The sequence below is a fragment of the Pseudomonas paraeruginosa genome (genome assembly GCF_003025345.2).
GTDB lineage: Bacteria > Pseudomonadota > Gammaproteobacteria > Pseudomonadales > Pseudomonadaceae > Pseudomonas > Pseudomonas paraeruginosa.
Genome location: NZ_CP020560.1, coordinates 5,746,345 through 5,767,978, shown reverse-complemented (window position 1 = coordinate 5,767,978; position 21,634 = coordinate 5,746,345). Strand labels below are relative to the sequence as shown.

General features: G+C 67.5%; 22 protein-coding genes and 1 pseudogene. 16 read left to right on the top strand and 7 right to left on the bottom strand.

From position 1 onward, the window contains the following. Nucleotides 1-83: 83 nt before the first annotated feature. Nucleotides 84-359: a hypothetical protein gene (locus B7D75_RS27280; RefSeq protein ID WP_012077873.1), complete on the bottom strand. Its 276-nt coding sequence runs from the start codon at nucleotides 357-359 to the stop codon at nucleotides 84-86. Between the two features lie 101 nt (nucleotides 360-460). Here B7D75_RS27280 and B7D75_RS27275 point away from each other — a divergent pair, with 101 nt between their 5' ends. Beyond that, nucleotides 461-1,441, top strand: a complete 981-nt coding sequence (locus B7D75_RS27275) for a magnesium transporter CorA family protein (RefSeq protein WP_034082820.1) — start codon at nucleotides 461-463, stop codon at nucleotides 1,439-1,441. Between the two features lie 39 nt (nucleotides 1,442-1,480). Here B7D75_RS27275 and argH read toward each other — a convergent pair whose 3' ends face one another. Next, complete coding sequence (gene argH / locus B7D75_RS27270) at nucleotides 1,481-2,875, bottom strand: argininosuccinate lyase (protein ID WP_034082817.1); 1,395 nt, start codon at nucleotides 2,873-2,875, stop codon at nucleotides 1,481-1,483. 224 nt (nucleotides 2,876-3,099) lie between these two features. Here argH and algZ point away from each other — a divergent pair, with 224 nt between their 5' ends. From algZ to B7D75_RS27230, 8 genes are all read left to right on the top strand, one after another. Continuing rightward, complete coding sequence (gene algZ, locus B7D75_RS27265) at nucleotides 3,100-4,176, top strand: alginate biosynthesis two-component system sensor histidine kinase AlgZ (protein WP_012077870.1); 1,077 nt, start codon at nucleotides 3,100-3,102, stop codon at nucleotides 4,174-4,176. 4 nt (nucleotides 4,177-4,180) lie between these two features. Beyond that, the gene (gene algR / locus B7D75_RS27260; protein WP_003157680.1) at nucleotides 4,181-4,927 is read left to right on the top strand and encodes an alginate biosynthesis regulator AlgR; all 747 of its coding nucleotides are present in this window, start codon (nucleotides 4,181-4,183) and stop codon (nucleotides 4,925-4,927) included. 108 nt (nucleotides 4,928-5,035) lie between these two features. Continuing rightward, nucleotides 5,036-5,977: a hydroxymethylbilane synthase gene (gene hemC, locus B7D75_RS27255; RefSeq protein ID WP_012077869.1), complete on the top strand. Its 942-nt coding sequence runs from the start codon at nucleotides 5,036-5,038 to the stop codon at nucleotides 5,975-5,977. Beyond that, nucleotides 5,974-6,729, top strand: coding sequence for a uroporphyrinogen-III synthase (locus tag B7D75_RS27250; RefSeq protein WP_034082813.1), 756 nt, complete (start codon nucleotides 5,974-5,976; stop codon nucleotides 6,727-6,729). The genes hemC and B7D75_RS27250 overlap by 4 nt, the downstream gene beginning before the upstream one ends. A gap of 26 nt (nucleotides 6,730-6,755) precedes the next feature. After that, nucleotides 6,756-7,883 (top strand): uroporphyrinogen-III C-methyltransferase, encoded by a 1,128-nt coding sequence (locus B7D75_RS27245; protein WP_003154603.1) that lies wholly within the window; start codon nucleotides 6,756-6,758, stop codon nucleotides 7,881-7,883. Further along, nucleotides 7,880-9,118: a heme biosynthesis protein HemY gene (locus B7D75_RS27240; protein ID WP_003154606.1), complete on the top strand. Its 1,239-nt coding sequence runs from the start codon at nucleotides 7,880-7,882 to the stop codon at nucleotides 9,116-9,118. Before B7D75_RS27245 ends, B7D75_RS27240 begins: the two co-directional genes overlap by 4 nt. A gap of 177 nt (nucleotides 9,119-9,295) precedes the next feature. After that, entirely contained in the window at nucleotides 9,296-9,787 is a 492-nt protein-coding gene (locus B7D75_RS27235) for a disulfide bond formation protein B (protein WP_033997551.1), read from the top strand. A 262-nt stretch (nucleotides 9,788-10,049) separates the two neighbouring features. Further along, complete coding sequence (locus B7D75_RS27230) at nucleotides 10,050-10,532, top strand: Rsd/AlgQ family anti-sigma factor (protein ID WP_003154610.1); 483 nt, start codon at nucleotides 10,050-10,052, stop codon at nucleotides 10,530-10,532. A gap of 59 nt (nucleotides 10,533-10,591) precedes the next feature. On the opposite strand, the pseudogene B7D75_RS27225 reads toward B7D75_RS27230, so the two are convergent. Beyond that, nucleotides 10,592-11,220, bottom strand: a pseudogene (locus tag B7D75_RS27225) (FKBP-type peptidyl-prolyl cis-trans isomerase). A gap of 125 nt (nucleotides 11,221-11,345) precedes the next feature. On the opposite strand from B7D75_RS27225, the gene B7D75_RS27220 reads away from it, so the two are divergent. Next, nucleotides 11,346-12,476, top strand: coding sequence for an AlgP family protein (locus tag B7D75_RS27220; protein ID WP_107114592.1), 1,131 nt, complete (start codon nucleotides 11,346-11,348; stop codon nucleotides 12,474-12,476). On the opposite strand, the gene B7D75_RS27215 is transcribed toward B7D75_RS27220, so the two are convergent. Beyond that, nucleotides 12,473-12,952, bottom strand: coding sequence for a TIGR02444 family protein (locus B7D75_RS27215; protein ID WP_053814768.1), 480 nt, complete (start codon nucleotides 12,950-12,952; stop codon nucleotides 12,473-12,475). The genes B7D75_RS27220 and B7D75_RS27215 overlap by 4 nt on opposite strands. A gap of 45 nt (nucleotides 12,953-12,997) precedes the next feature. Between B7D75_RS27215 and B7D75_RS27210 the strand changes: the two genes are divergently transcribed. The 6 genes from B7D75_RS27210 (at nucleotide 12,998) to B7D75_RS27185 (ending at nucleotide 19,654) form a co-directional block, all read left to right on the top strand. Further along, nucleotides 12,998-14,914 carry an ATP-binding cassette domain-containing protein gene (locus B7D75_RS27210; protein ID WP_034079795.1) on the top strand — a complete coding sequence of 639 codons (1,917 nt, stop codon included), beginning with the start codon at nucleotides 12,998-13,000 and terminating at the stop codon, nucleotides 14,912-14,914. Beyond that, on the top strand, nucleotides 14,914-15,492 hold the full coding sequence (locus B7D75_RS27205) for a mechanosensitive ion channel family protein (protein ID WP_012077863.1): 579 nt from the start codon (nucleotides 14,914-14,916) through the stop codon (nucleotides 15,490-15,492). The genes B7D75_RS27210 and B7D75_RS27205 overlap by 1 nt, the downstream gene beginning before the upstream one ends. 6 nt (nucleotides 15,493-15,498) lie before the next feature. Beyond that, the gene (locus tag B7D75_RS27200) at nucleotides 15,499-16,257 is read left to right on the top strand and encodes a TerC family protein (protein ID WP_034079794.1); all 759 of its coding nucleotides are present in this window, start codon (nucleotides 15,499-15,501) and stop codon (nucleotides 16,255-16,257) included. 210 nt (nucleotides 16,258-16,467) lie between these two features. Continuing rightward, nucleotides 16,468-17,097, top strand: coding sequence for a LysE family transporter (locus B7D75_RS27195; protein ID WP_034079793.1), 630 nt, complete (start codon nucleotides 16,468-16,470; stop codon nucleotides 17,095-17,097). A 106-nt stretch (nucleotides 17,098-17,203) separates the two neighbouring features. After that, nucleotides 17,204-19,105: a cytochrome c/FTR1 family iron permease gene (locus tag B7D75_RS27190; protein ID WP_034079799.1), complete on the top strand. Its 1,902-nt coding sequence runs from the start codon at nucleotides 17,204-17,206 to the stop codon at nucleotides 19,103-19,105. A 66-nt stretch (nucleotides 19,106-19,171) separates the two neighbouring features. After that, a complete protein-coding gene (locus B7D75_RS27185) occupies nucleotides 19,172-19,654 on the top strand; it encodes a YaiI/YqxD family protein (protein WP_058136633.1) in 483 nt (160 codons plus the stop codon). Here B7D75_RS27185 and B7D75_RS27180 read toward each other — a convergent pair. The 3 genes from B7D75_RS27180 to B7D75_RS27170 form a co-directional block, all read right to left on the bottom strand. After that, nucleotides 19,639-20,112 carry a thioesterase family protein gene (locus B7D75_RS27180; protein WP_012077860.1) on the bottom strand — a complete coding sequence of 158 codons (474 nt, stop codon included), beginning with the start codon at nucleotides 20,110-20,112 and terminating at the stop codon, nucleotides 19,639-19,641. The genes B7D75_RS27185 and B7D75_RS27180 overlap by 16 nt on opposite strands. Nucleotides 20,113-20,206: 94 nt before the next feature. Further along, nucleotides 20,207-20,875 carry an isoprenoid biosynthesis glyoxalase ElbB gene (gene elbB / locus B7D75_RS27175; RefSeq protein ID WP_034079791.1) on the bottom strand — a complete coding sequence of 223 codons (669 nt, stop codon included), beginning with the start codon at nucleotides 20,873-20,875 and terminating at the stop codon, nucleotides 20,207-20,209. Nucleotides 20,876-21,042: 167 nt separating this feature from the next. Then, nucleotides 21,043-21,633, bottom strand: coding sequence for a DedA family protein (locus tag B7D75_RS27170; RefSeq protein WP_012077858.1), 591 nt, complete (start codon nucleotides 21,631-21,633; stop codon nucleotides 21,043-21,045). Nucleotide 21,634 lies beyond the last annotated feature (1 nt).

Sequence of the window (21,634 nt, the reverse complement as noted above, 5' to 3'; positions counted from 1 at the left end):
TTCTACCAGAGCGGCAGGCGTTTGCGAAACAAAACCGCGTGAATGCCAGGGATATTCGCCGGCATGGGGCGGGCCGGCCTCGCTCATTCGTCGTCCGGCAGCGTCGGCAGGGCGCGCAGCGCCTGCTCGTAACCGGCGCTGTCGAAGGCGCGGTCGGCGGCGAGCATGGCGTTGATCTCGTGGGCCAGCACATAGGCCATCATGCCCAGCGCCTCGTCGCGTTCGTAGCCGACCAGAGTCAGCTTGTTGAATACGGCGCGCGCCGCCGGTGGGTTTTCGCTGTCGATCTGGTTCTCGATGGCCTGGATCAGCTTTTCCTCGGCGAAGCCGTCTTCCTGGTTGTCGTCCTGTTCGCTCATCGGGCGTTCCTCGTTCTGGCGCAAAGTACCGCTTGTGCGGCGGCGGGAAGTTGTCCACCCTGCTTGGCCAATGGATGGCCGCGAGGGCAGCGATACTCGACATGATCACCTATTACGTTCTTTCCGGCGACCGCCTGGAGCGGCACGCCCATGCCGACAGCCAGCAGGGCCTGCCGCCAGGCACCCTGTGGATCGACCTGCAGCACCCGACCGCGGACGAGGAGCGCCTGCTCGAATCGCACTTGCAGGTGAACATCCCGACTCGCGAGGAAATGGCCGAGATCGAGGATTCCTCGCGCTTCTACGAGGACGGCAACGTCCTCTACATGACCACCTCGGTGGTCGGCGGGATCACCGAGCACCGGCCGAACACCGAGGAAGTCACCTTCGTCCTCAGCGAGAAGTGGCTGATCACCGTGCGCTACGCCGACCTGCGTTCGTTCCGCGAGTTCGAGAACCGCTGTATCCGCCAGCTCGACGCCAACCGCAGCAGCACCCAGTTGTTCGCCCTGATGATGGACAGCCTGGTGGACCGTATCGCCGACGTGCTGGAAGCGGTGCAGGGGCAACTGAGCAGCATGTCGCGGGAAATCTTCGCCGAGTCGACCACCCAGACCCGCAAGCCGAAGACCGACCTGCAGCAGATCATCAAGCACCTCGGGCGCAGCAGCTCGCTGCTGTCCAAGCTCAACGACAGCCTGCTCAGCATCAACCGGATGAACAGCTACTTCCGCCAGGGCTGCAATGGCTGGCTCTCCGAGCCGGCCAAGGTCCTGGCGAAGACCGTGGAGCGCGACGTGCGCTCGCTCGACGAGTACCTGGCGAAGATGTCCACCGAGATCAATTTCCTCCTCGACGCCACCCTGGGCCTGATCAACATCGAGCAGAACAGCATCATCAAGGTGTTCTCCATCGCCGCCGTGCTGTTCCTGCCACCGACCCTGGTGGGCACGGTGTACGGCATGAACTTCAAGGACATGCCCGAGCTGGACTGGTCCATCGGCTACCCGATGGCGCTGGGGATGATGGTGGTGTCGGCGATCCTTCCGTACCTGTGGTTCAAGTTCAAGAACTGGCTCTGAGGATCCGCGAGGCGGCGCCGGCCGGCGCCGCCGGGAGGCTCAGCGCTGGGCGAGCAATTGCCGGCCGCGGGCAACGGCGGCGCGGACCTGGTTCGGCGCGGTGCCGCCGATGTGGTCGCGGGCATTGACCGAGCCTTCCAGGGTCAGCACGGCGAAGACGTCGGCGTCGATCTGCTCGCTGAAGCGGCGCAGTTCGTCGAGGCTCATCTCGGCGAGGTCCTTGCCGCTGTCCACGCCATATTTCACCGCGTGGCCGACGATCTCGTGGCAATCGCGGAACGGCAGGCCCTTGCGCACGAGGTAGTCGGCCAGGTCGGTGGCGGTGGAGAAACCGCGCCGCGCCGCCTCGCGCATGACCTCGCGCCGCGGCCGGATCGCCGGGACCATGTCGGCGAAGGCGCGCAGGCTGTCGCGCAGGGTGTCGGCGGCGTCGAACAGCGGCTCCTTGTCTTCCTGGTTGTCCTTGTTGTAGGCCAGCGGCTGGCCTTTCATCAGGGTCAGCAGGCCGATGAGGGCACCGAACACCCGGCCGGACTTGCCGCGCACCAGTTCCGGCACGTCGGGGTTCTTCTTCTGCGGCATGATCGAGGAACCGGTGCAGAAGCGGTCGGGCAGGTCGATGAACTGGAACTGCGCGCTGGTCCACAGCACCAGCTCTTCCGAGAAGCGCGACAGGTGCATCATCGCCAGGCTGGCGGCGGCGCAGAATTCGATGGCGAAGTCGCGGTCGGAAACGCCGTCCAGGGAGTTGCCGCCGATGGCCTCGAAGCCGAGCAACTGGCAGGTGATCTCGCGCTGGATCGGATAGGTGGTGCCGGCCAGGGCGGCCGAGCCGAGCGGCATGCGGTTGACCCGCCTGCGGCAGTCGACCAGGCGCTCGTAGTCGCGGCCGAGCATCTCGAACCAGGCCAGCAGGTGGTGGCCGAAGGTCACCGGCTGGGCGGTCTGCAGGTGGGTGAAGCCGGGCATGATGGTATCGGCCTCCGCTTCGGCCAGGCCGAGCAGGCCCTGTTGCAGGCGGGTGATCTCGGCGAGGATGGTATCGATCTCGTCGCGCAGCCAGAGGCGGATGTCGGTCGCCACCTGGTCGTTGCGCGAGCGGCCGGTATGGAGTTTCTTGCCGGTGACGCCGATGCGGTCGGTGAGGCGCGCCTCGATGTTCATGTGCACGTCTTCCAGGTCGACGCGCCAGTCGAAGCTACCCGCCTCGATTTCCGCCTGGATCTGCTGCAGGCCGTCGACGATGGCGTCACGCTCGGCGTCGCTGAGCACGCCGACCTTGGCCAGCATCGTGGCGTGGGCGATGGAACCCATGATGTCGTGGCGGTAGAGACGCTTGTCGAAGTCGACGGAGGCGGTGAAACGGGCGACGAAGGCGTCGACGGGCTCGCTGAAGCGGCCGCCCCAGGACTGATTGGTCTTCTCTACGCTCATGGTATCTCTCGCTGCAACAAGAAACGGACAGGCCGCGCGGCCTGCGTGACGGGCAAAGTGCGACGATGATAGCAGGCCGGGAGGCAAAACCGGCGGCGCGTCGACGAAGCCGGAGCGAGCGGTGTTTCGCGGTTTTTTGCGGCAGATGGCATTTCGGTACTTTATTTCGCCCGTACGCCCGCGGCCGTCTTGCGGGCGTCACGGGCCTTGCGGAAACTCTGGCGATGCCTATCCGACTCAAGCCCGGCCGTTCGCCCCGGCCGGCCGTCCACGACGATTTCTTCATTCCCGAGCTCTGCGAGGCCGAAGCCCTGTTCACCCTGGTGCTGCTGGCGGAGCTGCTGGTGCTGGTGCTGGTGCTGGCGGAGCCGATGACGCCGAGCTTCAACTGGGTGCGCCTGGCCCTGGCCTCTCTGTTCGTGCAGTGGATCGTGCTGCTCTCGGCGGCGCTGTTCTGCCGCTTGCGGCCGTTGCTCGCGCGCCTGCCGGTGGCGCTGGCGGGGGGCGCCTGCAGCCTGCTGGTGGTGCTCCTGACCCTGGGCTGCACGGCGGTGGCCGAGCACTACCAGCTGGGTGGTGAACTGAGTCGTGCCGGCGAGGTCAACCTGTACCTGCGGCATGCGCTGATCGCGCTGATCATGTCGGCCCTGGTGCTGCGCTACTTTTACCTGCAGAGCCAATGGCGCCGGCAGCAGCAGGCCGAGTTGCAGGCGCGCCTGGAGTCCCTGCAGGCGCGGATCCGTCCGCACTTCCTGTTCAACAGCCTGAACAGCATCGCCAGCCTGATCGGGCTGGACCCGCTCAAGGCCGAGCATGCGGTGCTGGACCTGTCCGACCTGTTCAGGGCCAGCCTGGCCAGGCCCGGCACTTTAGTTACCTGGGAGGAGGAACTGGCGCTGGCGAGGCGCTATCTTTCCATTGAGCAGTATCGTCTTGGCGATCGCCTGCAACTGGACTGGCAGGTGCACGGGGTGCCGGCCAACCTGCCGATTCCCCAACTGACCTTGCAGCCGCTGCTGGAAAATGCGCTTATCTATGGCATCCAGCCGCGGGTCGAAGGTGGCCTGGTGCAGGTCGAGGCGGTCTATCGTGAAGGAGTGTTCCAGCTGTGTGTGAGCAACCCCTACGACGAGGCGCTCGAGTCGCCCCCGTCGAAAGGCACGCGACAGGCGTTACACAATATCGATGCACGACTTGGGGCACTTTTCGGGCCTAAAGCGAGTCTCAGCGTCGAGCGCCGTGACGGACGGCACTACACCTGTCTACGCTATCCATGTGCGCGACTCATGCAGGAAGCCTGAGCTTATGAATGTCCTGATTGTCGATGACGAACCTCTGGCGCGAGAGCGCCTGGCCCGATTGGTAGGGCAACTGGACGGCTATCGCGTCCTCGAGCCCTCGGCCAGCAATGGCGAAGAAGCGCTGACGCTGATCGACAGCCTCAAGCCCGATATCGTCCTGCTGGATATCCGCATGCCCGGTCTGGACGGCCTCCAGGTCGCGGCCAGACTCTGCGAGCGGGAAGCCCCGCCCGCGGTGATCTTCTGCACGGCCCATGACGAATTCGCCCTGGAAGCCTTCCAGGTCAGCGCCGTGGGCTACCTGGTCAAGCCGGTGCGCAGCGAGGACCTGGCCGAAGCGCTGAAGAAGGCCTCGCGGCCGAACCGCGTGCAGCTGGCCGCGCTGACCAAGCCTCCGGCCGCCGGTGGCAGCGGACCGCGCAGCCACATCAGCGCGCGGACCCGCAAGGGGATCGAACTGATCCCCCTGGAGGACGTGATCTTCTTCATTGCCGACCACAAGTACGTGACCCTGCGCCATGCGCAGGGCGAAGTGCTGCTGGACGAACCGTTGAAGGCCCTGGAAGACGAATTCGGCGAACGCTTCGTGCGTATCCACCGCAACGCCCTGGTCGCCCGCGAACGGATCGAACGCCTGCAGCGTACGCCGCTGGGGCATTTCCAGCTTTACCTGAAAGGACTCGATGGCGATGCGCTGACCGTCAGCCGACGGCATGTGGCCGGCGTCAGGCGCCTGATGCACCAGCTCTGACGAGCGCTGGCGATTCGCCGGCGCCCGGGGTGCGGCTATCGGGCCCAGCGTCCGCGCACCCGGGCGCGAACTGTTATGATGCGTGCATCCTTGTGCACGGAATATCCCATGTCGTCCCGCGAAATCCGCATCGCCACCCGCCAGAGCGCCCTCGCCTTGTGGCAGGCCGAATACGTCAAGGCGCGCCTGGAACAGGCCCATCCCGACCTGACCGTCACCCTGCTGCCGATGACCAGTCGCGGCGACAAGCTGCTCGACGCGCCGCTGGCGAAGATCGGCGGCAAGGGCCTGTTCGTCAAGGAGCTGGAGACCGCCCTGCTCGAGGGCGCCGCCGACATCGCGGTGCACTCGATGAAGGACGTGCCGATGGACTTCCCCGAAGGCCTTGGCCTCTACACCATCTGCGAGCGCGAAGACCCGCGTGACGCCTTCGTCTCGAACACCTACGCGAGCCTCGACCAACTGCCCGCCGGCAGCGTGGTCGGCACCTCCAGCCTGCGCCGCCAGGCGCAACTGCTGGCGCGCCGGCCGGACCTGCAGATCCGCTTCCTGCGTGGCAACGTCAACACCCGCCTGGCCAAGCTGGATGCCGGCGAGTACGACGCGATCATCCTCGCCGCCGCCGGCCTGATCCGCCTCGGCTTCGAGTCGCGCATCCGTTCCTCGATCAGCGTCGACGACAGCCTGCCCGCTGGCGGCCAGGGCGCGGTCGGCATCGAGTGCCGCACCGCCGACGCCGACCTGCACGCCCTGCTGGCGCCTCTGCACCACGCCGATACGGCGCTGCGGGTCACTGCCGAGCGCGCGCTGAACAAGCGCCTCAACGGTGGCTGCCAGGTGCCGATCGCCTGCTACGCGATTCGCGAGGGCGACCAACTGTGGCTGCGCGGCCTGGTCGGCCAGCCCGACGGCAGCCAGTTGCTGCGGGCCGAAGGGCGGGCGCCCCTGGCGCAGGCCGAGGCGCTGGGCGTACAGGTGGCCGACGACCTCCTGGCGCAGGGCGCCGAGGCGATCCTCGCAGCGGTCTACGGCGAGGCTGGGCATCCGTGAGCGCCTGGCGGCTCCTGCTGACGCGTCCCGAAGAGGAATGCGCGGCGCTGGCCGCCACCCTCGGCGAGGCGGGAGTCCACTGCAGCAGCCTGCCGCTGCTGGCGATCGATCCGCTGGAAGAGACGCCGGAGCAGCGCGCGCTGATGCTCGACCTGGATCGCTACTGCGCGGTGCTGGTGGTCAGCAAGCCGGCCGCGCGCCTTGGCCTGGAGCGGCTCGACCGCTACTGGCCGCAACCCCCGCAGCAGGCCTGGTTCAGCGTCGGCGCGGCGACCGCGGCGATCCTCGAGGACTACGGCCTCTGCGTAACCTATCCTGAGCAGGGCGACGACAGCGAAGCGCTGCTGGCGCTGTCGGCGTTCCAGGACTCCCTGCGCGTGCATGATCCGAAAGTGCTGATCATGCGCGGCGAAGGTGGCCGAGAATTTCTCGCCGAGCGCCTGCGCGGCCAAGGCGTGCAGGTGGACTACCTGCCACTCTACCGGCGCCGGGCTCCGGAATATCCTCACGGGGAGCCGCTGGCAAGGGTGCGGGCGGAACGCCTGAACGGCCTGGTGGTCAGCAGTGGACAGGGTTTGCAAAATCTGTATCAGTTGGCGGCAGCCGATTGGCCCGAGATCTGCCGGTTGCCGCTGTTCGTGCCCAGCCCGCGGGTCGCCGAAATGGCGCGCGAACTGGGCGCGCAACGGGTGATTGATTGCCGGGGCGCGAGCGCGCCGGCCTTGCTGGCGGCCCTGACGAGCGCCGCCTAGAACTTTCTTGACCAAAGGATGGACCTGTGAGCGAAGCAGTCACTCCCCAAGACGACGCACGAACTTCCACTTCCACCCCTTCTCCCACGCCTTCGGCACCCACGCGTTCCGGCGCCGGTACCGGCCTGGCGCTGCTCGCCCTGCTGGTGGGTTTGGCGGGCCTCGGCGCGGGCGGCTGGAGCTTCTGGCAGGTCCAGCAGTTGCAGGGCAAGGAACGCGACCAGCTGGCGCAACTGGACGACACCCGTGGCAAGACCGAATCCCTGGCCCAGCGCAACCAGCAACTGGCGGCGCGCCTGGACGCCCTGCCCACGGCGGACGAACTGGAAGCGCGGCGGCGCCTGGTGGTGGAGTTGCAAGGCGACCAGCAGCACCTCGGCGAACAATTGAAGAAGGTCCTCGGCCAGAGCCGCCAGCAATGGCGACTGGCCGAGGCCGAGCATCTGCTGCGCCTGGCCAGCCTGCGCCTATCGGCGCTGCAGGACGTGGGCAGCGCCACCGAACTGGTGCAGGGCGCCGACGACATCCTGCGTGCGCAGAACGATCCCGGCGCCTACGCCGCCCGTGCCAAGCTGGCCGCCAGCCTGGAAGCGTTGCGCGCGCTGCCGGAGCCGGACCGCACCGGCCTGTTCGTGCAACTGGCGGCGCTGCGCGAGCAGGTCAACCAGTTGCAGCCGCTCACCCCGACCTTCAAGGAAGGCGAAGGCGGCGCCAGCAACGTTGCCTGGGGCGACGGCAACAGCACCTGGGAGCTATGGTGGGAGAAGATCTCGCGCTACATTCGCATCGACTTCAACGCCGGCCAGGACATTCGCCCGCTGCTGGCCGGTGAACAGCTGGCGCAGGTGCGCCTGACCATCGGCCTGGCCCTGGAGCAGGCGCAGTGGGCTGCGCTGAACGGCAAGCAGGAGGTCTACCAGCAAGCGCTGAAACAGGCCCAGGATGTGCTGGACGGCTATTTCAACGTGGAGCTGGCCGACAGCCGCGCGTTGAAGCTGCGTATCGACGAGCTGGCGAAGCAGCCGGTCACCGTGCAGGCGCCTGACCTCGCGCCGGCACTGAGTGCCTTGCAGGCCTACGTGTCGCGCCGCGAGGCCGCCGGCAACCTGGCGCCCGAGCCGCAGGCGGCGCCGGCCGCGGAGGGTCGTCCATGAGACGCGTCTACCTCCTGATCCTGGCGGTGGTGCTGGTCGCCACGCTGGTGGGGCTGGCGATCTCCGAGCAGGCCGGCTACGTGCTGATCGCCTACAAGAGCTTCCGCTACGAATCCAGCCTGTGGTCGTTCCTCGCCCTGCTGGCGGTGGTCTGGCTGCTGGTGGTGCTGGTGCGCCTGGTCCTGCGCCTGCTCGGCAGCTCGGGGCGGGTGGTCAACCCCTGGTCGCGCTACAACCGCCGGCGTCGCGTACAGATGGCCGAGCACAGCGGCCTGCGCGATCTCGGCGAGGGCAACTGGCCGCAGGCGTTGCGCCATCTGCGGCGGGCGGCGGAGATGGGCGAGCGGCCGCTGATGCATTACCTCGGCGCGGCACGGGCCGCCAACGAACTTGAACGTTACGACGAGGCCGACGACCTGCTGAACCGGGCTCGCGAGCGCGAGCCCGACGCCCAGTTGCTGGTCGGCCTGACCCGCGCGCAGCTGCTGATCAATCGCGGCGACTACCCGCAGGCGCGCAATACCCTCGAGGAGCTCCACGGCCTGCAGCCCCAGCACCGCACCGTGCTGCGCCTGCTGCAGCAACTGTACGTCACCCAGCACGACTGGCAGGCGCTCTGCGTGCTGTTGCCGGAGCTGCGCAAGGAGCGCGTGCTGAAGGATTCCGAACTGCGCGACCTGGAACGCCGGGCCTGGGTGGCCTCCTTGCAGGAGGCCGGCGAGCGCGGCCTGAACGAAGGCGAGACGGCGCTGCAGCCGTTGACCCAGCGCTGGCAGAACGTGCCGTCGGCGTTGCGCGGCGATCCTGCTGTCGTCGCCGGCTATGCCGCCCAGCTTCTGCGCCTGGGCGCCGAGGAGGAGGCCGAGGAGGTGCTCCGCCACGCGCTCAAGCAGGGTTTCGACGCGACCCTGGTGCAGCTCTACGGGCAGGTGCGCGGGCGTGATCCGGCCAAGCAGTTGCAGGCTGCCGAAGGCTGGCTCAAGGAACATCCGGACGATCCCGGCCTGCTGCTGACCCTGGGCCGCCTGTGCCTGGTCAACAAACTCTGGGGCAAGGCGCGGGAGTATCTGGAAGCCAGCCTGAGCTTCCAGCGCAGCGCCGAGACCTGCGCCGAGCTGGGGCGCCTGCTGGCGCAACTGGGCGAAGTCGAGCGCAGCAACCAGCTGTTCCAGGAAGGGCTGGTCCTCCTCGATCGTCGCACGCCGGGCCTGCCGGTGGTGGTGGCCGGGGTCTGAGCGAAGGGGCGCCAGGCGCTGGCGCCCGCGACGGACCATCGGATGACCGTGGCACCTTGTCGCAGAGGGTCGGGAAGGGCTCGGAGCGGACCGCCGCAAGGCCGTCTTGCGGCTTGAAACGGGCGAAGGCTTTCCACTACCGTAGGCGGCCTTTCTTCTCCATCCCGTGGAACCGCCATGCTCCTGGCCAGCCCCCGCCTGCTTTTCCTTCTCGCGTTCCTGGCCTGTGTCGCCCTCATGGGCGGGGCGCTGTACCTGGAACACGCGGTGGGCCTGGAACCTTGCCCGCTATGCATCGTGCAGCGGATCTTCCTGGTCCTCATCGGCCTCGTCTGCCTCGCCGGCGCGATCCATGGGCCGGCCCGGGGCGGACGACGCATCTATTCCGTGCTGGTATTCCTGCTCGCCCTCCTTGGCGGTGCGACCGCCGCCCGTCAGGTATGGTTGCAGACGGTGCCGCTGGAGCAGTTGCCGGCCTGCCTGCCGAGCCTTGACTACATGATGGAGGCGCTGCCGTTCCAGGAGATCGTCCGCCTGGTTCTGCATGGCACCGCCGACTGTGCCGAGGTCAGTTGGACGCTGTTCACCCTGAGTCTTCCGGAGTGGAGCCTGCTGGCCTTCGTCGCCTATCTCGGCTTCTCCATCATGCAGTTCCTGCGCCGCGCCTGAGCGGCTCCTGCGCGTCGCCGCGTCGATCGTGGCGATTTCGGGAAAACCAGAGCGGATGCGGGATACCGATCAAACATCCGTATGAATTTTTCTGTACGGGCGTCTTGAAGGGGTCACCCCGGGGGCATAATCTGGCTTTCCGTAGCGCCGGAGTCCGCCCCTTGCACAGGTGTTCTCCACAGAGCGCAGAGAGTGCGTCAGCAATGCGTCTCGGAGCGGACGATGATTCTCCGGGACGTCCGAAGAGGGAAGCGAGGACAACATGCTCGAAAGCTGCCGTAATGCCCAAGAGCGGTGGGGGGGCGTGCACCAGTTGATCGATCGCTGGCTGCATGAGCGCCAGCAACTGGTGCAGGCCTTCGACGCCCTGAGCGGTATTCAGGCGCCGGCGCCCAACGCCGAAGAACTCCAGCATTTCTGCCAGTTGCTGCTGGACTACGTATCCGCCGGACACTTCGAGGTCTACGAACAACTGACCGCGGAAGGCAAGGCCTTCGGCGACCAGCGCGGTCTGGAACTGGCCAAGCAGATCTTTCCCCGGCTGGAAGCCATCACCGAGTCCGCGCTCAACTTCAATGATCGCTGCGACAATGGCGACTGCCGCGAAGGCGCCTGCCTGATCGCGGAGCTGAAGTCCCTGCGGCAGCAGTTGCACGAACGCTTCGAGCTGGAGGACTGCCTCATCGAGGTCCTGCACACCGCTCACAGCCAGAGCGATGCGGAGGGTTCGGCCGTCCCGGTCTGAGCCGAGGGCCTGCCTCCTCGGAACGGCGCGTTTCCCTATGGAGCGCGCCGTTCTTGTATTCAGCGGGCGCCCAGCAGTTCGATCTCGAAGACCAGCGGGGCGTCTGTCGGGATCAGGTCGCCGGCGCCTTCGTGCCCATAGGCCTGCGCCGAGGGAATCACCACTCGCCAGCGCGCACCGATGGGCATCGCCCGCAACACTGTGCGCCATCCTTCGATCACGCTGTCCAGGGCGAACCACTCGGCTCGCTCGCTTTCATCGAACACCTGGCCGCCAGCAAGCAGGCCGCGATAGCGGACCTGTACCTGGGTTGCGCTGCCGATGCCCATGCCCTGGGCGCGGCGCAGTTCACTGACGAGCACGCCGCCGGTCAGTTCGCGGACGCCGAAGCGGGCTTTTCGTTGGCCAGGAAGCGCGCTTCGACGGGCGTGGTGGGCGCTCGCGCCGGCGTGGAGTTGTCCTGTTGCGCCAGCAGCCGTTCGATACGCTCGGGCGGCAGCTCGAGCTCCTCTGCGCGATAGGCCCGTTCCGGTCCCCTGAGCAGCTCGGCAAGCTCCAGCCCGGGCATTTCCTGCAGCAGTCGGGTGCCCAGCCGAGCGCCTACGGCGTAGGCCAGCTCATCCCTGGGCGGGGCGGCGAAAAGCGGCAGCGGCAATAGCAGCAGGGCGATGAGGAGGTGGTGCGGCATGCGGTTTCTCCAGGCGATTCGGCGGGCCAACCTGACGGGCGCCGCTTGTAGCGCATCGAACCCGTTGGCGAGAGGGGCTGTGCGGGTCTAGTATGGGCGCAACCACGTCCGCCTGGAGGCACGTCATGTCGGCCAACAAGAAGCCCGTCACCACCCCCTTGCACCTGCTGCACCAACTTTCCCATAGCCTTGTCGAGCACCTGGAAGGTGCGTGCAAACAAGCGCTGGTCGATTCGGAAAAACTGCTGGCCAAACTCGAAAAGCAACGTGGCAAAGCCCAGGAAAAGCTGCACAAGGCGCGGACCAAGCTGCAGGATGCGGCCAAGGCAGGCAAGACCAAGGCCCAGGCCAAGGCGCGTGAGTCCATCAGCGATCTGGAAGAGGCGCTGGATACCCTGAAGGCGCGGCAGGCGGACACTCGTACCTACATCGTCGGCCTCAAGCGCGATGTACAGGAAAGTCTCAGGCTGGCGCAGGGCGTCGGCAAGGTGAAGGAAGCCGCCGGCAAGGCGCTGGAAAGCCGCAAGGCTAAGCCTGTCGCGAAACCGGCGGCGAAGGCGGCGGCCGCGAAGCCTGCCGCCAAGTCCGCGGCGAAGCCCGCTGCGAAACCGGCGGCCAAGCCGGCGGCGAAGACCGCTGCCGCGAAGCCTGCCGCCAAGCCCGCGGCGAAGCCTGCCGCGAAACCGGTGGCCAAGCCGGCGGCGAAGACCGCTGCCGCGAAGCCTGCCGCCAAGCCCGCGGCGAAGCCTGCCGCGAAACCGGTGGCCAAGCCAGCGGCGAAGACCGCTGCCGCGAAGCCTGCCGCCAAGCCAGCGGCGAAGCCTGCCGCGAAACCGGCGGCCAAGCCAGCGGCGAAGACCGCTGCCGCGAAGCCTGCCGCCAAGCCAGCGGCGAAGCCTGCCGCGAAACCGGCGGCCAAGCCGGCGGCGAAGACCGCTGCCGCGAAGCCTGCCGCCAAGCCCGCGGCGAAGCCTGCCGCGAAACCGGCGGCCAGGCCGGCGGCGAAGACCGCTGCCGCGAAGCCTGTCGCCAAGCCCGCGGCGAAGCCTGCCGCGAAACCGGCGGCGAAAACCGCGGCCACGAAGCCCGCCGCCAAGCCGGCGGTGAAACCTGCCGCGAAACCGGTCGCCGCTCCCGCCGCGAAACCCACCGCTCCCGCCGTCGCTACCCCGGCCGCCGCTCCCGCCAGCAGCCCTGCCGCTCCGGCAGCACCGGCTGCGGGCAGCAATGGCGCCACGCCGACCAGCGCCTCCTAAGGCGCGGTCTGTGAAGCCGCCGAGCCCAGCAGCCGCAGGGCCCGGCGGCCTTCTTCGGTGTCGATGCCCTGGCTGCAGGCCTGCAGCCAGGTGTCGGCCTTGCGTTCCGTTTCCTGTGCGTCCTGCCAGGCCATGGCCAATTCGGCCAGGCGCTGCAGCTGTTCCCGCTCCGCGCGTAGCTCCTGTGCTTTCACTTCCTCGCGTAGTCCTGCCAGGCAGGCATCCTGGAGGGCCGCTTCGCGCCAGGCGCTGCGCAGCCTGCGCAACGGCTCGATGACGGTCTCGCGCCATGGGCGCGCGACGGACTCCAGGGCCTGGGCCCGCTCTTTCGAGCAGCGCACGCCACGCCTGCCGAGCCAGGCGGCGACCAGCAGCAGGCAGACGTCCGCTCCCTGTTCCTGCAGCGCCAGGCACGCCGCTTCCACTCCCGGACGGGCATACACGTCCACCGCGAATCTCCAGACATCTCCAGTCATACAGCCTCACGCTCTGCGGGGGCGAAACTGATAAACTCCGCCGCCATGATCCGACTCCTCAATCTTACGCTACAGCGCGGGCCGCAACGCCTCCTGGAAGCTGCCGAACTGACCCTGCATGCCGGCCAGAAGGCCGGCCTGATCGGGGCCAATGGCGCTGGCAAGTCCAGCCTGTTCGCCCTGCTGCGTGGCCAGCTCGGCCAGGACGCCGGCGATTGCCAGCTGCCTGCCGACTGGCGCATCGCGCACATGCGCCAGGAGGTCGATACCCTCGAGCGTCTGGCCGTGGACTATGTGCTCGACGGTGACCTCCGCCTGCGCGAAATCCAGACGGCCCTGGCCGCCGCAGAAGCGGCGCACGACGGCACTGCCCAGGCACGCCTGCACACCGAGCTGGACAACGCCGACGGCTATACCGCCGATGCGCGGGCGCGAAAGCTGCTCGCCGGCCTGGGCTTCGGCAGCGAGCAGATGGAGCGCCGCGTCGGCGACTTCTCCGGTGGCTGGCGGATGCGCCTGAACCTGGCGCAGGCGCTGATGTGCCCGTCCGACCTGCTGTTGCTCGACGAGCCGACCAACCACCTCGACCTCGACGCGATCCTCTGGCTGGAGGACTGGCTCAAGAGCTATCCGGGCACCCTCGTGCTGATCTCCCACGACCGCGACTTCCTCGATGCGGTGGTGGACCACGTGGTGCACCTCGAGAACCGCAAGCTGACTCTTTATCGGGGCGGCTATTCCGCCTTCGAGCGGACCCGTGCCGAGCGCCTGGCGCAACAGCAGCAGGCCTACGAGAAGCAGCAGGCGCAGCGCGCGCACATGGAGAGCTTCATCGCCCGCTTCAAGGCCAAGGCCACCAAGGCGCGCCAGGCGCAGAGCCGGATCAAGGCGCTGGAGCGCCTCGAGGAACTGGCGCCGGCCCACGTCGATTCGCCGTTCAACTTCAGCTTCCGCGAGTCGGACAAGATTTCCCGGCCGCTGCTGGATCTCGGCGACGGCCGCCTCGGCTATGGCGACAAGCCGGTGCTGGAGAAGGTCAAGCTGCAACTGGTGCCCGGCGCGCGCATCGGTCTGCTCGGCCCCAACGGCGCCGGCAAGTCGACCCTGATCAAGACCCTGGCTGGCGACCTGCCCGAACTGGGTGGACGCCTGCTGCGCGGCGAGAACCTGGCGATCGGCTACTTCGCCCAGCATCAGCTCGACTCGCTCGATCCGCAGGCCAGCCCGCTGCTGCATCTGCAGCGTATCGCCCCCGGCGAGCGCGAGCAGACCCTCAAGGACTTCCTTGGCGGCTTCGACTTCCGCGGCGCGCGGGTAGACGAGCCGGTGCTGAACTTTTCCGGTGGCGAGAAGGCCCGCCTGGCCCTGGCGCTGATCGCCTGGCAGAAGCCCAACCTGCTGCTGCTCGACGAGCCGACCAACCACCTCGACCTGGAGATGCGCCTGGCCCTGACCATGGCCCTGCAGGAATTTTCCGGGGCGGTGCTGGTGGTTTCCCACGATCGCCACCTGCTCAAGAGCACCACCGACGAGTTCCTCCTGGTCGCCGACGGCCGCGTGGTGCCGTTCGACGGCGACCTCGACGACTACGCCCGCTGGCTGGTCGACTATCGCGCGCGCAAGGCGCCGCAGGCCGAAGCGCTGGCAAGCGTGCCGGCCGAACGCACCGACAGGCGCGCCCAGCGCCAGGCCGCCGCCGCGCTGCGCCAGCAACTGGCGCCGCACAAGCGCGAGGCCGACAGGCTGGAGCGCGAACTCGGCGCGCTGCACGAGAAACTCGCCGCCCTCGAGGCGCGGCTGGGCGACAGCGCATTGTATGAAGCGGCGAGAAAGGACGAATTGCGTGACCTGTTGTCTGAGCAGTCAGGCCTGAAGGCTCGAGAAGGCGAGCTGGAGGAACGTTGGCTGGAGGCGCTGGAAACCCTCGAAGCCTTGCAGAAAGAACTGGAGGCCAGTGAGTGATGGAAGACCTGCAAGTGTTGACGCAGACCTGGAGCGGGCCACTGGTGGTGGCGCTGCAGATCCTGCTCATCCTGCTGGTCGCCTGGCTGCTCCAGCGCCTGGTGCGGCGCACCGTCACCCGTATCGGCGAGCGCTATCCGGTGCCGCCGGAACTTCTCCTGCCGCTGCGTGGCGGCCTGCGCTGGCTGATCATGGTCAGTGCGCTGATCATGGTACTGGAGCGCCTGGGCGTGTCCGCCGAAGTGCTGTGGACCGCGCTGACCGGTTTCGCCGCGGTGGCCGCGGTGGCGTTCTTCGCCATCTGGAGCGTGCTCTCCAACCTGTTCTGTGCGCTGCTGATCTTCACCGTCGGGCCGTTCCGCATCGGCGATCGCGTGGAGCTGATCGACAGCGCCGACAAGCCGGGCGTCAGCGGACGCGTGGTTGCCATCAATCTGTTGTATACGACACTGGAAGAAACCCTCGAGGATGGCTCGCCGGGCCCGCTGCTGCAGGTCCCCAACAGCCTGTTCTTCCAGAAAGCCGTGCGTCGCTGGCGTGGGCCAGGTTTTTCAACTTCAACAAGAAACGGGAAATAAACATCTATGGAATGGCTTGCCAATCCTGAAATCTGGGTCGCGTTCCTGACCCTGACCGCCCTGGAAATCGTCCTCGGCATCGACAACATCATCTTCATCTCGATCCTGGTCGGACGCCTGCCGCCGGCCCAGCAACCGAAGGCGCGCTTCTTCGGCCTGGCCCTGGCGATGGGCACGCGGATCCTGCTGCTGCTCTCGATCACCTGGGTGATGCGCCTGACCACCGACCTGTTCCACCTGTTCGGCCAGGGTATCTCCGGACGCGACCTGATCCTGTTCTTCGGCGGCCTGTTCCTGCTGTTCAAGAGCACCATGGAGATCTACCACAGCCTCGAAGGCGCGGACGAGGAGCAGAAGAGCGGCGGCAAGGCCCATGGCTTCATGGGCATCATCATCCAGATCGCGATCATCGACATCATCTTCTCCCTGGACTCGGTGATCACCGCCGTCGGCCTGGTACAGAACGTACCGGTGATGGTCGCGGCGATCGTCATCTCGGTCGGCGTGATGATGTTGGCGGCCGGCACCATCAGCGACTTCATCGAGAAGCACCCGTCGCTGAAGATGCTCGCCCTGTCGTTCCTCATCGTGGTCGGCACGGTGCTGGTGGCGGAGTCCTTCGAGGTGCACGTGCCAAAAGGCTACGTCTACTTCGCCATGGCCTTCTCCCTGGCCGTGGAGGCGCTGAACATCCGCTTGCGCGGCGCCCTCGCGCGCAAGCGCGGCGAGGAGCCGGTGAAGCTGCGCAAGGGCTCGCCGGACTGAATTCGACCGGAGGGTGGGGCTCCTGCCCCACCGGTCGAGTGAGCACCTGCGGAAAAGCCCGGCATCTGCCGGGCTTTTTCCTGTCCGTTCGAACGCGTCCGCAAAGCCGGGACCATGCGCGTTGTCGGAAAGCCTGTGCGCCCGCCCCGCCTTGGTGCACACTGGCTCTTCGTCTCCGCCGTCAGCCGCGTTCGCTTTCCGAGGTGTGCAATGCTCGTCAGTACCTGGTTCGCCTTTTTCCTCGCTTGCTGGGCGATCAGCCTTTCACCCGGCGCCGGGGCCATCGCCTCGATGTCCTGCGGCCTGCAATACGGATTCGCCAGGGGCTACTGGAACGCGCTGGGCCTGCAGATCGGCCTGGCCTTGCAGATCGCCATCGTCGCCGCCGGCGTCGGCGCGCTGCTGGCCACCTCGGCGCTGGCCTTCAGCCTGATCAAGTGGTTCGGCGTGGCCTACCTGGTATACCTGGCGGTGCGCCAGTGGCAGGCGCCGCCGCAGGCCCTGAGCACCGATGGCGAGCGGCCCCTGGGGCGTCCGCTGACCCTGGTGTTGCGCGGCTTCCTGGTCAATGCCAGCAATCCCAAGGCGGTGATCTTCATGCTCGCCGTGCTGCCGCAGTTCATCGATCCGCACCAGCCGTTGCTGCCGCAGTACCTGATCATGGGCGGCACCATGATCGTCGTCGACCTGATCGTCATGGCCGGCTATACCGGCCTGGCCGCGCGGGTCCTGCGCGTGCTGCGTTCACCGCGCCAGCAGAAGCTGGTGAATCGCACCTTCGCCAGCCTGTTCGTCGGCGCCGCGGGTTTGCTGGCGACGGTGCGTCGCGCGCCGCTCTGAGCTGCCTGGCGTGGCCGCGCGGGCGTGATTGTTACAGAGTATTTCTTGCATGGGCGGGAAGGCGAAGGGACAATTTAATCTCTTCCATTCTCACTTCGTCTTCGCCATGCATCCTCCGAAAATCCTGTTGTGGCTGCTGCCGCTGGTCGGCGTGTTCAGCCTTGGAGCCTTTGCCGACACGGCCGTCGATCCCTCCCAAGCCTTGCATCTGTTGAGCTACCTGGCGGCCGACTACCCGCCGACGGTGAGCGACGGCAAGATCGTCGACCCCAGCGAGTACCAGGAACAGGTGGAGTTCGTCGGCAACCTGCAGGCGCTGATCCTGACCCTGCCGATGCGCCCCGAACGCGCCGACCTGGAGAAAGGCGTCGCCAGCCTGCGCCAGGCCATCGAGCAGCGCCTGCCGGGCAAGGACGTGGCCCTCCAGGCGCGCAACCTGGAAGCCCGCGTGGCGGACATCTACCAGGTGGTGCAGACTCCCGCGATCACCCCCGACCCGAGCCGCGCGGCGCCGATCTATGCCCAGCAGTGCGCGATCTGCCATGGCGACGCGGGCAAGGGCGACGGCCCGGCCGGCATCGGCCTGGAGCCGCCGCCGGCGAACCTTACCGAGCGCAGCCGCCTCGACCACCTGAGCCTCTACGACCTGCGCAACGTCATCGGCCTGGGTGTGGCCGGTACCGACATGCCGGCCTTCGCCGATCAGCTCGACGAACGCCAGCGCTGGGACCTGGCCAGCTACGTGGCCGGGCTGAGCGTCGGCAGCGCGCAGCCGGACAAGGCCCATGCCTACCCGCTGGCGACCCTGGCCACGCAGACCCCGGCCGAGATCGCCGAGCACGATGGCGAGGCCGCCGGCGAAAGCTTCCGCGCCCTGCGTGCCCATCCGCCGCTGGAGCAGCGTGGTCCGGGACAGTTGATCGACTACACCGCAGCGACCCTGGACAAGAGCTTCGCGGTGTATCGCGAAGGCGACCGCGACCAGGCCTACGACCTGTCGGTGGCGGCCTATCTGGAAGGCTTCGAGCTGGTGGAAAGTTCGCTGGACAACGTCGACGCCGACCTGCGTCGCTCCACCGAGAAGCAACTCATGGCCTACCGCCAGGCGCTGCGCGACGGCCTGCCGGAGGCCCGGGTCGCGCAGCAGCTGGAGCTGGCCAAGGGCAAGCTGGCGGAGGCCGCCAAGCAACTCGGCGGCGACTCGCTGAGCTTCTCCATCAGTTTCCTTTCCGCCCTGCTGATCCTGTTGCGCGAAGGGGTGGAGGCCATCCTGGTGCTCGCCGCGATCCTCGCCTTCCTGCGCAACACCGGGCAGGAAAGCGCCGTGCGCGGCGTGCACATCGGCTGGGGCCTGGCCTTCGTCGCCGGCTTCGCCACCTGGGCGCTGGCCGCCTATGTGATTAACATCGGCGGCGCCCAGCGCGAGCTGATGGAGGGCTTCACCTCGCTGTTCGCCTGCGTGATGGTGCTCTGGCTCGGCGTCTGGATGCACGACCGCCGGCACGCGGCGGCCTGGCAGGACTATATCCGCAGCAGCCTGGTGGGCGGCGGCGGCCGCTTCGGTTTCGCGGTGCTGGCGTTCTTCTCGGTCTACCGCGAGCTGTTCGAGGTCATCCTGTTCTACGAGACCCTCTGGCTGCAGGCCGGTCCGGCCGGGCACGACGCCGTGATCGCTGGCGCGGCGACCGCCGTGGTGCTGCTGGTCGGCCTGGCCTGGGTGATCCTGCGCGGCTCGGCGAAGCTGCCGCTGGGGTTGTTCTTCACCATCAACGCGGCGTTGCTCTGCGCCCTCTCGGTGGTGTTCGCCGGACATGGCGTGATCGCCTTGCAGGAAGCCGGGGTGATCGGCACGCGGCCCGTGCCGTTCTTCGACTTCGACTGGCTGGGGATCAAGGCCGACGCCTATTCGCTGGCGGCCCAGGGCCTGGCGCTGCTGGCCATCGCCGTACTCTACGGGCGCAGCCGGATCACCGAGCGCCGCCGCGCGGCGGCCAACGCCTCAGGCTGAGGCGGTTCGCGCAACGACGACGGCCGGTGCGATACTGGCCGTCGTCATTTCTACGGAAGTTCGTTCATGCGTATCTGGATCGATGCCGACGCCTGCCCCAAGGCGGCCAAGGAACTGGTCTGCAAGTTCGCCCTCAAGCGCAAGCTGGAAGTCTGGATGGTCGCCGGCCAGCCGCAGGTCAAGCCACCGTTCGCCTGCGTGCGCCTGGTGGTGGTGGAGAGCGGCATGGACGCGGCCGACGATTACCTGGTGGAGCAGGCCGAGCCCGGCGACCTGGTGATCTGCAGCGACGTGCCGCTGGCCGACCGGTTGATCAAGAAGCAGGTCGCCGCCCTCGACCCGCGTGGTCGCGAGTTCGATGCGCGGAACATGGGCGACAAGCTGGCCATGCGCAACCTGATGGCCGACCTGCGCGAACTCGGGCAGATGGGCGGTGGCCAGGCACCCTATGGCGATCGCGACCGCCAGGCCTTCGCCAACGCCCTCGATCGCCTGCTCACCCGCCTGCAGCGGGAAGCCGGCCTACGCGCGAATCAGCCGCACAAGTAGGTTCCGGTACCGACGGCCACCAGCGCACCGTCGTCGGCGTGCAGTTCCGAACGTATCACCGCCACCTTGTTGCCCGCGCGCAGCGGCACCGCGTGGGCGGTGAACCTCTGGCCGCGTCCCGGGCGCAGGTAGTCGATGCGCAGGTCGATGGTGCCCAGCTTCGACAGCCGCGCCATCCGCTCATGGCCGGGCAGTTCGCGGTGTCGCTCGAGGGCTCCGATCAGTGCCATCGCCCCGCCGGTGACGTCGAGGAGGCTGGAGATCACCCCGCCATGGAGAATGCCCTGGACGAAGTTGCCGATCAGTTCGTCCTTCATCGGCAGGTCGAGGACCACCCTTTCGCGCCCGAGGCTCACCACGTGGATGCCGAGCAGGCGGTTGAAGGGAATGCGCTGGAAGAAAGCCGCCACCAGTTGGTGGACGTCGTCAGGCAAGGAGTGGGAAGGCGTTTCGCTCATCGCGGCGTCTCGATCCGGGGGGATGAGACGCACGCTGGCGCAGTGGCGCGGTTTTGCAAAGGGCGGTGGCGCGACCGCCCTCGTGCTTGGCCGATCAGGCCTTGCCCTGATCCACCAGTTCGAGTACCCGGTCGACCAGCTTGTTGATGCCGGAGGCCGCCTCGGCGATCGACTGCGCGAGCATGTAGGCCGGTGTGCTCACCAGCTTGCGCGCGGCGTCCTCGACGATCTCGTCGACCGGCGCGTCGACGTGCTCGGCACCCATCTGCTTCAGCGCCTCGGCGGTGCCGGCATCGTTGCCGATGGTGCATTGCACCCCGGCGCCGTAGATCTTCGCCGCCATTGCCGGGGCGATGCAGATCAGGCCCACCGGCTTGCCGGCGTCGACGAAGCCCCTGGCCAGGGCCAGCACGTCCGGCTGCACCTGGCATTGCGCGCCGGCGATGGCGAAATCGCTGAGATTCTTCGCCGCGCCGAAGCCGCCGGGCACGATCAGCGCGTCGAAGTCCTCGGCGCGGGCTTCGCGCAGGTCCTTGATCTCGCCGCGGGCGATGCGCGCCGACTCGACCAGGACATTGCGGCTTTCCGGCATTTCCTCGCCGGTCAGGTGGTTGATCACGTGATGCTGGGCGATGTTCGGCGCGAAGCACTGCACCTGGGCGCCGCGCTGGCTGAGGCGGAGCAGGGTGATCACGCTCTCGTGGATTTCCGCGCCATCGTAGACGCCACAACCGGAGAGGATGACGGCAACTTTCTTGTGCATGAGGGCTTACTCCTTGGGAACGCAGGAACCGGGCCGGGCGCCCGCCTGGCCGGGGACTGGATCGCGCAAGCATAGCCAGCCACCGGCCCCGGCGGCCAGCCGGAGCGGAGGGTACAGGAGATTGGAGTACGCGCGCGGGGCGGCTGTTCAGTCGCGGTGGCGGGAATTCACTCGGATTTGTCGGTGTCGCTGCTCGCGCCGTTGCCGCGAGGCGTCTTGAAACGTCGCCACAACCAGAGCAGCAGGCCGATGACGACCAGTCCGCCGAGGACCATCAGTTCGTATTTCTTGATGTTGCCGAGCATGCCTTCCAGCACGCTGCCGAAATAATAGGCCGCCGAGCCCAGCGCGGCGGCCCAGACGATGGCGCCGATGCCATTGAGCAGGAGATAGCGTGCCGGCGGATAGCCGGACAGGCCGATGGCCACCGGCATCACCGTGCGCAGGCCATAGACGAAGCGGAAGCTCAGGACCCACAGGTCCGGGTGGCGGCGCACGTGCTCCAGGGCCTTGTCGCCGAGCTTCTGCCAGCGCGGCTTGCGCGCCAGCAGGCGGCGGCCGTGGCGGCGGCCCAGGAAGTACCAGAGCTGGTCACCGGCATAGCTGCCGAGGAACGCGGTGAGAATGACCGTATCCAGCTGCATGTAGCCGCGGAAGGCGAGGAATCCGGCCAGGACGAGAATGGTTTCGCCCTCGAAGAAAGTACCGAGAAAAAGGGCGAAATAGCCGAAGTCCTGCAGGAATTGTTGAAGCATCATC